The sequence below is a fragment of the Actinoplanes sp. NPDC051633 genome (assembly GCF_040681735.1).
Lineage (GTDB): Bacteria > Actinomycetota > Actinomycetes > Mycobacteriales > Micromonosporaceae > Actinoplanes.
In genome coordinates this window covers 1-10,943 of record NZ_JBFAZH010000133.1, presented here as the reverse complement: position 1 = coordinate 10,943, position 10,943 = coordinate 1, and the positions used below count along the sequence as shown (strand labels likewise).

The window sequence follows — 10,943 nt, the reverse complement described above, 5'->3', positions numbered from 1 at the left end:
TCCCGGCCGCTCTCCCGCCCCCCCGCCCCGGCAGGCGACTCCCTGAAACACCCGGGCGGGGGTGCCGCGCCCGCGCCACCCCGCCGTTTCGTCGTTCCGCGTGACGGCCGCGCGACAGTCGCGGCCGGTCACCCCTGAGAGCGTTCCGGTGTTCTTCAGCGCGGACGACGAAGGACCCACGTCGCGGGTCGGGGCAGTGCCCGAGATGACGGGTGCGGTGTCGAGGTGGGAAGCGTTGCCCGACCACACGAAGGTGAACCTGAAGTGAGCGACCCTCGAGACGACGCCGCACTGATCGCCGCCGTGCGGGGGTTGGCGGCCGGCCGGGTGGATCCGGCGACCGCCGAGGAGCAGGTCGGCAAGAGGGCCTTGGTGAACACCGAAACCGGAATGCCCGTGGCGGCCCTGCGGCGGGTGCCGCTGTCGCCGGATCCCGACTTCCCGGACGAGCCGCTCGCCGTCGACGCCGCCCGGGCCGTCATCTACTGGGACCGGCCGCTGGACGGCGACAACCCCAGAGTCGTCGGCATCCAGCTCGGCCCCGATGCCAGGCCCGGGTCTTCTTCGCCGTGATCCTCTCCCCCTGACCCGGACGATCCGCCGGTTAGGCTTCGCAACGATGAGGTCTCGACGGAAGTGGCTCATCGCCGGCGCGGTCGTCGTGGTGCTGGCGACCGGCTTCGTGGTGCACCTGACCCGCCCCGGCGACTCGCCTCCCGGCCCGTGGATGGACAAGCCCTTCCTCTCCATCGCCCATCAGGGCGGCGAGGCCGAGGCGCCCTCCAGCACCATGTACGCGTTCGCGCGCGCGGTCGCCGTCGGCTCCGACATGCTCGAGATGGACGTGCACTCGACCGCCGACGACGTGCTGGTCGTCATGCACGACGCGACGGTCGACGACACCACCGACGGCAGCGGGCCGGTCCGGGACAAGACGCTGCGTGCGGTACAGCAGCTGGACGCGGCGTTCCGCTCCGAGCTGCGGGGTGTCCGGACCGGAGATCGGCCACCGCCGCCGGGATACGCGGCCGGTGACTTCGCGGTGCCATCGCTCGAGGACGTGCTGACGCGGTTCCCGCGTACCCCGATCACGGTGGAGATCAAGGGCACGTCGGAGGATGACAGCGAGTCGTTCGTACGCAATGCCCGGCTGCTGGCCGAGCTCCTGCAGCGCCTGGACCGCACCCAGGACATCATCGTGACCTCGTTCAACGACGAGGCGATCGCCGAGTTCCACAAGCTGGCGCCCGCCGTCGGACTGGCGCCGGGCTTCACCGGGGTGCTGCGATATCTGACCTTGCGCATCCGCCCCATCGGCGGAACGGTCGCGCTGCAGATCCCGGTCGCGTTCCAGGGCTTGAAGGTCGCGACGCCGGGTTTCATCGCCAGGGCACACAGCGATGGGTACGCGGTGCACGTCTGGTTCAGCGGCACGGCGACCGAGGACGAGGCGACATACCGATCACTGATCGACGCGTGCGCCGACGGCCTGATGTCGTCGAAGCCGACCGTGCTGGAACGCCTCCTCGACCAACGGCAAGTCGCCCGTCCCGGCACCCCGGGCACCGCCTCCTGCCCGGCCGCCTCCGACCCTGAACGATCATTCCGCCGGCCGGCGTGCCCGGGCGGCCTCATGAATGACCGCCCGGGCATCCGCCACCGGACCCACGTCGGCGAGCTTGTCCGGGTTGAGCACCGTACGGATCGCCTGGATCTGCCCGTCGGCGATCTCCAGGGCCCACGTGTTGACGACCTTGCCCCCGCCGTCGCGGAAGATCGCGCCCGGCTCGCCGTTCACCGGACGGGGCTCGACCACGACGCCGATCCTGGTGAACGGGCCGACGATCGAGGCCAGCACCCGGGCCACCCGGTCGGCGCCGAAGATGCCCTTTCCCCACTGCGGCGCCTTGCCGCCGCTGTCGCTGACCAGCTGGACGTCGGCGGCGAGCAGCTCCCGCAGGCGGTCGACGTCGCCCAGCCGTAACGCGTCGAAGAAGCGCCCGGCGAGTCGATCCCGCTCCCGGCGGTCGGCCTCGAAGCGGGGCCGCCCCGCATCCATGTGGCGGCGGGCGCGCACCGCGAGCTGGCGGCACGCCGCCTCCGAACGGCCCACCGCCGACGCGACTTCGGCGAATTCGAATCCGAACACGTCCCGCAGCACGAACACCGCCCGCTCCAGCGGGCTGAGCCGCTCCAGCAGGAGCAGGGCCGCGGTCGACAACGAGTCGGCCAGCTCGGCCGACCGCTCCGGATCCTCGTACGGGTCGGTCAGCAGCGGCTCCGGGAACCACGGCCCGACGTAGGACTCGCGCCGCACCCGAGCCGACCGCAGCACGTCGATCGAGATGCGGGTCACCACCGCCGAGAGGTACGCCTTGGCCGATGCCGGCTGCGCCGGCGACCGCTGGAAGCGCAGCCAGGTCTCCTGAACGGCGTCCTCGGCCTCGGTCACACTGCCGAGGATGCGGTAGGCGATCGAAAACAGCAGCGGTCTCAGCTGCTCGAAGTCCTCCGTACGCGTCATGCCAGCTCTTCCTTGAAGCCCTGCCGCCACGACGGATACCGCAGGTGCCAGCCCAGCTCCCGCTTGGCCTTGGCGTTGGAGAACCCGCGCCCCTCGGTCATCATGGTCACCGCCACCTTGCCGGCCAGCGGCCGGGCGAGCCAGGCCGGGATGCGCACGGGCGGTTTGGCTCCGGCGCACTCGGCCAGGTACGGCAGCCACTCGCGGGCCGGGGCCGGCTCATCGTCGACAACGTTGTACACACCCTTCACATGTTGCTCCACGGCCAGGACGGTGGCGGCGGCCGCGTCGTCGAGATGAATCCAAGAGGTGTGACCGTCGCCGGAGCCGATGACCGGGAACTGGCGTTTGCGGACCGGCTCGACCAGGTCGTCGGTGGAGCCGGGCCCGTAGAACCAGCCGTACCTCAGCACGGCGCCGCCGGCGTCGGTCACCGCCTCCTCGACGTGGCGGATCGCCCGCATGCCCGGCTCGGCCGGCGTCCCCGCCATCGGGTCCACCGGGTCCTGCTCCGTCTTCACCCAACCACCCTGCCGCAGGCCGTTCCACCCGCCGTAGCTCTGCGCCACGACGTTGCTCACGCCGATGGCCTTCGCCGCGTCCAGCAGGTGGTCCGTCCCCTCGGTACGAAGGCGGTTGGTGCCGGCGAACCATCGATCCATGTGCTTAAGGTCGGCCTTGCCGGCGTGGGTCACCGAGATGGCGGTCATCTGGTGCACGATCACGTCCGGCCGTGCCCGGGCCACCGCCTCACCGACCGATGCCGCGTCCAGCCCGTTCATCGTGACGGCCTCGGCGCCCAGCTGCTCCACCAGCCGGAGCTTAGCCGAGCTCGTCGTGGTAGCCGTCACTCGATGACCGCGAGCCACCAGTTGAGGCACCAGCCGCCGTCCCAGAACTCCCGACCCGCCGGCCACGAACACCCGCATGATCATCACCTTCCCTCTCGCAAAACTTGTCTTCAGAGCTCAGACGAGATGGGCCGGTCCGCTGTGACATGGGACGGCGCGCCCGCCCACGGTCTGCCGTGATGGTCAGCCGATCTGCCGGCGGATCCACGTGACGCAGGTCTTGTCGACGGTGCGGAAGCCGGTTCCGAAGGTCCGCCGGGAGGCTTGGTCGTAATCGAGTTTTCCGCGCGTGCCGAGTGGGTCGAAGACTCCAGGGTCGCGCGGCGCCCCGCGGATGTGGAGCCGGAAGAACTCGAGCATCTTGGCTTCGCCGTAGACGGTGGCCATGCAGTCGACGGCGAAGTGGCCGAGTCCGTAGTAGGCGTCGGTGACTCTCCCGGACTCGATCTTGTCGTCCAGCGGCTCGAAGACCATCGTCCTGGGCCGGAACCGGCTGCGGACCACGACGGCGGTGCTCGCGCGGCGGTCGCTGGTCGCGGCCGGTTTCGGCGCGTGTGCGATGTATTCGGCGATACCTTCGGTGAGCCACATGTCACCGTCGTAGAGGTAGTCGCTGCGGCGGTCGGTGCCGCTGAGCGTCACCACGTGTCCGAGCTCGTGGCGCAGCACTTCGGAGAACTTCGCGGGTGAGCCGAGGCTGGCCATGCGCAGTACGACTTCGGTGTCGATGTCCTGCAACGGCAAGGCGTATCCGATGACCCCCGATCGGATCGACGGCCGGAACCAGCGTTTCCATTGTCGTTCGTCGGCGAGGTAGACCCGGTAGTGGCGTTGCGGGTTCCGCATCGCGGCCGCGTAGGTGTCGGCGTGGCGGGCCGCTCGGTCGGCTGCGGTGACGAGTTTGCCGGGTTGGTACTTACCTCCGCGGGCCGCGGCGACGGTGATGCGCCGGCCTTGGGCGAAGACGAGGTCGGTGTCTTCCCACGGGGTCGGCTGGATCTGTTCCCGTTGACTGCCGGGGCCGGCTTTCGTGATGATCCAGTGCTTGCCGTTCCAGGCCCAGGTCACGCTTTGAGTGATCTTGGGGTAGTTGAGGACGGCGCCGCGCGGCGGTTCGCAGGAGTCGGTGAAGCAGAAGCCCAGGTAGAGGTTGATGGTGCCGGAGGTGGCGCGGGCCGGCAGGTCGGCGGAACCGGCGTAGCGGTAGTTGACGTAGGTGACCTGCAGGCCCCGCAGGTTGGTGTAGAGGCGACGGTAGTAGGCCTGTAGTTGGGGTTGTTTCGGGTCGACCGGCGCCATCCAACCCTGCTCGTCGCCGTTAAGCAGCGCTGCCGCCTGTTGCTGGGCCACACTTTCCGCGCTGCTGGTCAGCTCGCCGGGGGTCGCCGGGTTCGCTGTCTCGGTCGCCGGCTGCTGCGGCGGCGGAGCCGGAGTCGCTGTGACCGTGGCGTCCGGGTTCAGTTGGCTGACCGCGGCACCGACGATCAGGCCGGTCAGCGCGAGCCCCGTGGCGATCGTGGCGGCCACCGTCACAAGCCGGCGCCGGCCGGTGGGCGATCTCGGCGACACGTCGGCCGTGGGTTGACTGTCCAAGACGTTCCTCTCGTACGAGTCTGCTCGACGAACGTCGATTAATAGCAGGTGTGAACGTGGGATGGTGTCGCAGTCGCGACACGCCCTCGCCTGCCGCCCGGCGCACAGCTGACTCAAAGGATGTGCACAGGCGACACATGAGTGCCGGCGGCATCGTTGTGCGTGTCAGGAGACCTGCCCCCGTTCGGGAGGAACACCACCGATGCATTCAGATCAGCCGGACCGCGCCGCACCGACCTATCAGGGACGCCCGCTCGCCCGGCCCGGCGAGGACATCGAGGACCAGGGCCTCGGCTTCGACCTCGGCACTCTGATCGGCCGCCGGCAGCTCCTGCGCGCCTTCGGCATCGGTGCCGCCGGTCTCGGCCTCGCCGCCTGCAGCAGCAACACATCGTCTTCTCCGAGCACCGGAGCCTCCACGACCGCGGCGACCGGGGAGATCCCGGACGAGACCGCCGGTCCGTACCCCGGCGACGGCTCCAACGGTCCTGACGTGCTCGAGCAGAGCGGGATCGTGCGCAGCGACATCCGCCCCAGCTTCGGCACCGCCGGCGGCACGGCCGACGGGGTGCCGATGACGCTGGAGCTCACCATCCAGGACCTCGCCAACGGCGGCTCGCCGTTCGCCGGCACCGCCGTGTACGTGTGGCACTGCGACCGGGCGGGCGCCTACTCCCTCTACTCCGAGGGGGTCACCGCCGAGAACTACCTGCGCGGCGTGCAGGTCGCCGACGCCGACGGCAAGGTCCGCTTCACCAGCATCTTCCCCGCCTGCTACGCCGGACGCTGGCCGCACATCCACTTCGAGGTCTACCCCGACCAGGCGAGCATCACCGACTCGACCAAGGCCATCGCCACGTCGCAGGTCGCGCTGCCCCAGAACGCCTGCGACACCGTCTACGCCACCACCGGCTACGAGCAGTCCGTTACGAACCTCGCCCGGCTCAGCCTCGCCGGCGACAACGTGTTCGGTGACGACGGCGGCGCCTCCCAGCTGGGCACCGTGACCGGTGACGTCACCAACGGCTACGCCGTGTCGCTCGCCGTACGCGTCGACACCCGCACCTCCCCCACCGGAGGCCGGCGCTCCGGCGACGGCCGCTGAATTGATCAAATGCTGTCCGAGCGGCTGGTCGGCGCCCAGAACCGCAGCTTGTCGTCTCGCTGATCCTCCAGGACTCCACCGGCACCTTGCGGGAGGCGATGTTGCCGACATCGCACGTGATGAGCGCCGACTCGATGCCGAGCTCACCGGCGATCCGGAGGGCCGCCACCAGCATGGCCGTCGCGTGACGGCGGCGTCGCGCCGCCGGTCGGACGTCGTATCCGATGTGCCCACCCACCTCGCGCAGGCGGGGTGTCAGGCGGTGCCGGATGGCCAGTCGGCCGAGGTATTCGTCGTTCTCGACCCACCACAGCGTCGTCGACGGCACGTGGCCCGCGGGCCGGGGCGAATCCTCGTGCGCCTGGGCGAGGAGCCAGTCGACGTAGCGGGCGAACCCCTCGCGTGTTGACCAGCGGTCGCCGAAAAGGCGGAGCTCGCTACCCAGCATCGTGTGGTATTCGGCGTCACCACGCCCCTGCCGGCGGAACTCCTCCATCGCTTCGAGGAACGATTTGTGCAGAGACACCGAGGGAAGGACCAGCTCCGCCTTAGGAATGTTGGTACCGGAGAACGGAACCCACCGCATCCTGATATCGCCGCGGCGGATCAGCGCGAGTAGCGGTGCTTCACCCCGGCCGGGAAGTACTCCGGATCCCCCGCCGGACGCAGCTCCACGTCGGGCGTCTGCCGTGCGGCCGGCACATAGTTGGCGTACTCGCTGTTCACCCGCACCAGTTCGGCGCGGATCGCGTCGGCGATCCGGCCGGGAAGGTCCGGTTCGGCGGCGACGCCGGGCGCCAGCTCGACCACAACGGACAGTCGGCGATCGCGATCCGCGTCCTCGACCGTCTCGAGCACGAACCTGCCGGTGACCCGGTCGGCGACCGGTGGCCTTTCCACGGCGACCGCAACGGTTTCCGGGTAGATGTTGGCGCCGTAGAACGACACGGTGAACATCGACCGGCCGAAGACGTAGACGAACGGCAGGTCGGGTCCGTCGCCGGGATCGAACCCGTGCCGGCGGAGCTGCGCGAGCAGGTCGTCGCGGCCGAGAACGCCTCCATCGTCGGCGATGTGGTAGCGAAGCAGCGGCACGGCGCCATCGGCGGTGAACGCGAGGGTGCCGTCAACCGTCTCGAACCAGCGCGACCCCGGGTCGAACTGCACCAGCGTGGGCAGGCGGGTGTCGCCGAAGAGCGGCCCCGCCACCTCCGGCCGTCCGGCCAGGAACCGCCGGATGCGTACGCTCAGCGGCGTCTCGGTGCCCAGCACCCCGGCGTCCGCCGTGCCGTAGAGCGCGGCCACGTCGGTGACCGGGTCGGTCATGCCGGTACGCGCGGCGATCAGGTCGCGCCACTGCTCGCTGAACACCTCGCCGGCGACCACGACCTTGATCCGGTACGCCGGCCAGTCCACGCCGCCGGCCAGGCCGGTGTCCACGACGTTCTTCACGAACGGCGGATAGCCGAGCAGCACCACCTGGTCGTAGAACCCGCCCAGCTCGGCGACCACCCGCAGGATCTCGTCGACGTTGTTGCCGGGGGCGGCCACCGTCATCGGATAACCCTTGGCCGCCAGGTGCCGGCAGGCGGCGACGGTGTACATCCCGCCGACCCAGTTGCCCAGAGCGAAACACACCACGGCCAGCGTGCGCCGCTCGGCGGCCCGGAAGCCGCCCGCGAACACCAGCTCGAACCGGTCCGCGACGGCGCGCTCGTCCAGCACCGACCTGGGCCACACCGTCGGGCGGCCCGACGAGCCGGAGGACACCGCGACGACCTCGCCGGCGGCGGCCAGGTCACCGCCGTGGCAGCGGCCCGGCAGCTCGTACCTCCGAAGGTAGTTGTCCTTGGTCATCAACGGAATCTGCGACAGCTCGGTGACCGTCGCCGGGTCGACGCCCTGCGCCGACAGGAACTCGCGGTAGGCCGGGACGTCGGCCGCCGCGCGGCGGAACACCTCGAGCGGATCCTGGGCGGACCGGTGGCCGGCGTAGAAATCCCGCAGACCATCCGCCGTCCGCTCACCCCGCTCGCCGTCGAACATCACAATTCCCATCCTCGCAGGAACAGGCTCAGCATCGCGGATTGGCCGCGACGCAGAGCCGGCCGGCGGCCACGGTGGAGAGCCGCCGGACCTCGTCGAGGTCGGTGCCCGAACGCGCCGAGACGCGCGTGACCAGGTCGCCGACCCGCACGTACGCGACCTGCTCGGCGGTGCCCGCACTGACCAGCTTGCCGGTGGCCACGTTGTGCCCGGCGACGTCGTGCTTGATCACCAGGGAATCGTCGCCGGCGAAACCCTCGGCGATGATCGACCAGCTATGCGTGGCGCGCACCCGGACCGTCTTTCCGCCCTTGGCGGGAACATCGCCGGTCATGGTCAGCCCGTCACAGGAGGACACCGCCGACCGCAGGTCGCGCAGGAAGCCGTCCGCGTCCGGCGCGGCGAAGCGGTACACCTGCTGCCCCACGAGGAACGGCCGTTCCGGACGGTTCTCCTGCGTACCGAGCAGATGGGTGATGCCCCGGGAGAAACGCGGCGTCTGAGCGGGCAGCTTGCCGTTGCGCTGCCTGTCGCAGGCCATGAACTCCGGGATCTGGACGGGCTGGAACGCGTCGGCGCCGTCGTCCTGGCTGTCCGGGCCGGCCTTGACATCGCGGGCGGTCAGGAGCACGGACCGTGGAATCTCCACCGGCGCCGCGGTCGAAGCCTGCACCGTCGGCGCTGTCGGCGTCGACGGCACCGTCGGCGGCCGCTGGCCGGGCGCGGCGAATGCCGCCACGCCGACCGCCACCGCGGCCACGGCTCCGGCGGCAGCCGCGATCGTTCGCCGGCGACGAGTACGTACCCGGCGCCTCAGCTCGTCGGCGGTCGACCACCGGACGGCGGCGAGGTCCGTGGTCACGCTGCTCATCAGGTCACGCAGGTCAGACATCAGCCGGCTCCGTCGGGTCCAGGGACAGCAGAGGGGCGAGCGCGGCGCGGCCGCGGTGCAGGCGGGCCTTGACGGTGCCGACCGCGACGCCGGTCTCCCGGGCCACGTCGGCCACGGGCATGCCGAGCAGGTAGTGCATGGCGATCGTGATGCGCTGCTCGTCCGGCAGCCGGCGCAGGGCTTGCACCACGGCCACCGAGGTGACGCTGGGCTCCGGAACCGGGTCGTCCGGGCCGTGCCGGAGGTACGCCCGTGTACGGTTGCGCACCCGCCGCCACCGGGACACCGCGATCCGATAGGCCACCGTCCGCAGCCACGCGTCGGGGTCGTCGTACCGGTCGACGGTGGCCCAATGCTGCCAGGCCTTCATGTACGCCTCCTGCACCACGTCCTGCGCATCGGCCAGGTCGTTGGTGAGCAGATAGACGAAACCAAGCAGCCGCTGACGGCCACTGGCATAGAACTCGTCGAACCCGGCGGCGTCCGGCACGCATACCCCCCCGTTTGCTTGTACATAGGAACACGCCCGGCGGTATTCAAAGGTTGCGGTCGTTGCACTCGGGGATTCGCCGGCCAGGTGAGGCCATTGGCTGGGAATCCGTGCGGTGACAGAATCGGCCGGTGGTGACCAGCGACGCACCGGAGCAGGGAGTTCCGCTCGTCGTTGGCAAGATCAGCGTGCCACCGCGCCGGGCCGGCACCGTGGCGCGGCGCCGGCTGATCGATGTCCTCGGCGAGGGTACGCCGCTCGTGGTGGTGGTCGCGCCGGCCGGCTGGGGAAAGACGACGCTGCTCACCGACTGGGCGCACACGGTGACCGGTGCGGGCGGCACCGGCGTCGGCTGGCTGACCCTCGACGAGGCCGACGACGAGCCGTCCCGTTTCTGGACCTATTTCGTGTCGGCCATCCGGGTGGCCGATGGCACACTCGGCGAGGCCGCGTTGGCCGCGCTGCGGGTGCCGGCGGTGGACCCTCTGGAGGCGGCCCTGCCCACCCTCCTCAACGACCTCGCGACGCGGCCGGGTCAGCTCACCGTCGTCGTCGACGACCTGCACGTCATCCGGGACCGGCGGATCCACGAGGGTCTGGAGTTCCTGCTCGCCTACCTGCCGCCCGGTGTCCGACTGGTTCTCGCCGGCCGCTCCGACCCGCCACTTCCGCTGGCCCGGCTGCGCGCACGGGGAGACTTGACCGAGATCCGGGCTGCCGACCTGCGGTTCACCGCCGGCGAGGCGAGCCCGCTGGTCGCCGCGGTCAGCCGCCGCGACACCCAGCGGAACGAGCTGCCGGACGACGTGGTCCAGGAGGTGGTCACCCGCACGGAGGGCTGGGCGGCGGGTCTCAAGCTGGTGGCGCTGACCCTGCGCGGCACACCGGCCCGGACGCCGGACGTGGCCGTGCCGGCGGACGACGACCGGCATGTGGTCGACTACCTCACCGCTGAGGTCATCGACCGCCTGACGCCCGGCGAGCGCGATTTCCTGCTGGGAACCTCGGTGCTGGACCGGCTGTCGGGCCCGCTCTGCGACTTCACGCTCGAGCGGCGCGATTCGGTACGGACCCTCGCCGAGTTGGAACGCGCCGACCTGTTCCTGGTGGCGCTGGACGCCCGGCGGACCTGGTACCGCTACCACCGGTTGTTCCGTGAGGCGCTGCGGCGCGAGTTGCGCGGCACCCGCCCGAGCGAGGAACCGGCGCTGCTGCTGCGGGCGGCGGCGTGGCACCGGTCGGCGGGCGATCGGGAGGGCGCGTTCCGGTGCCTGGTCGCGGCGGGAGATCCGGTGGCCGCGGCTGAGTTGCTCGCCGACAGCGACGACGATTTCATGGCGCGCGGCGCGCTCGGCACCTTCCTGCGGCTGGCTGACGCGTTGCCGCCGGAGGTCGTCCGGGCCAGTCCCAAGCTCGGCATCGCCCTGGCCGCCGCGGCCGGG

General features: G+C 70.7%; 10 protein-coding genes and 2 pseudogenes. 5 read left to right on the top strand and 7 right to left on the bottom strand.

Annotated elements, in window-relative coordinates:
- The first annotated feature begins 100 nt into the window (after positions 1-100).
- The 3 genes and pseudogenes from AB0M20_RS10860 to AB0M20_RS10850 form a co-directional block, all read left to right on the top strand.
- Complete coding sequence (locus AB0M20_RS10860; RefSeq protein ID WP_364296759.1) at positions 101-268, top strand: hypothetical protein; 168 nt, start codon at positions 101-103, stop codon at positions 266-268.
- On the top strand, positions 265-573 hold the full coding sequence (locus AB0M20_RS10855) for a hypothetical protein (RefSeq protein WP_364296757.1): 309 nt from the start codon (positions 265-267) through the stop codon (positions 571-573). Before AB0M20_RS10860 ends, AB0M20_RS10855 begins: the two co-directional genes overlap by 4 nt.
- Positions 545-1,438 (top strand): annotated as a pseudogene (locus AB0M20_RS10850) (glycerophosphodiester phosphodiesterase family protein); the annotation flags it as partial. The gene AB0M20_RS10855 and the pseudogene AB0M20_RS10850, both read left to right, overlap by 29 nt.
- 162 nt (positions 1,439-1,600) lie before the next feature.
- Here AB0M20_RS10850 and AB0M20_RS10845 read toward each other — a convergent pair.
- The 3 genes from AB0M20_RS10845 to AB0M20_RS10835 all read right to left on the bottom strand — a co-directional run bounded on the left by AB0M20_RS10845 (position 1,601) and on the right by AB0M20_RS10835 (position 4,968).
- Positions 1,601-2,524, bottom strand: a complete 924-nt coding sequence (locus AB0M20_RS10845; RefSeq protein WP_364296755.1) for an RNA polymerase sigma-70 factor — start codon at positions 2,522-2,524, stop codon at positions 1,601-1,603.
- Positions 2,521-3,453, bottom strand: a complete 933-nt coding sequence (locus AB0M20_RS10840) for an NAD(P)-dependent oxidoreductase (RefSeq protein ID WP_364296753.1) — start codon at positions 3,451-3,453, stop codon at positions 2,521-2,523. Before AB0M20_RS10840 ends, AB0M20_RS10845 begins: the two co-directional genes overlap by 4 nt.
- A gap of 105 nt (positions 3,454-3,558) precedes the next feature.
- Complete coding sequence (locus tag AB0M20_RS10835; protein WP_364296751.1) at positions 3,559-4,968, bottom strand: hypothetical protein; 1,410 nt, start codon at positions 4,966-4,968, stop codon at positions 3,559-3,561.
- Positions 4,969-5,170: 202 nt separating this feature from the next.
- On the opposite strand from AB0M20_RS10835, the gene AB0M20_RS10830 reads away from it, so the two are divergent.
- Positions 5,171-6,073, top strand: coding sequence for an intradiol ring-cleavage dioxygenase (locus AB0M20_RS10830; RefSeq protein ID WP_364296749.1), 903 nt, complete (start codon positions 5,171-5,173; stop codon positions 6,071-6,073).
- A 5-nt stretch (positions 6,074-6,078) separates the two neighbouring features.
- Here the strand turns inward: AB0M20_RS10830 and AB0M20_RS10825 are convergent.
- The 4 genes and pseudogenes from AB0M20_RS10825 to AB0M20_RS10810 all read right to left on the bottom strand — a co-directional run bounded on the left by AB0M20_RS10825 (position 6,079) and on the right by AB0M20_RS10810 (position 9,501).
- Positions 6,079-6,659 (bottom strand): annotated as a pseudogene (locus AB0M20_RS10825) (GNAT family N-acetyltransferase).
- Positions 6,660-6,679: 20 nt separating this feature from the next.
- Positions 6,680-8,131: a phenylacetate--CoA ligase family protein gene (locus AB0M20_RS10820; RefSeq protein WP_364296747.1), complete on the bottom strand. Its 1,452-nt coding sequence runs from the start codon at positions 8,129-8,131 to the stop codon at positions 6,680-6,682.
- Between the two features lie 16 nt (positions 8,132-8,147).
- Positions 8,148-9,011 carry a hypothetical protein gene (locus AB0M20_RS10815; RefSeq protein ID WP_364296745.1) on the bottom strand — a complete coding sequence of 288 codons (864 nt, stop codon included), beginning with the start codon at positions 9,009-9,011 and terminating at the stop codon, positions 8,148-8,150.
- The gene (locus AB0M20_RS10810) at positions 9,004-9,501 is read right to left on the bottom strand and encodes a SigE family RNA polymerase sigma factor (protein WP_364296743.1); all 498 of its coding nucleotides are present in this window, start codon (positions 9,499-9,501) and stop codon (positions 9,004-9,006) included. The genes AB0M20_RS10815 and AB0M20_RS10810 overlap by 8 nt, the downstream gene beginning before the upstream one ends.
- A 131-nt stretch (positions 9,502-9,632) precedes the next feature.
- Here AB0M20_RS10810 and AB0M20_RS10805 point away from each other — a divergent pair.
- On the top strand, positions 9,633-10,943 hold a 1,311-nt coding region (locus AB0M20_RS10805), incomplete at its 3' end, for an AAA family ATPase (protein WP_364296741.1).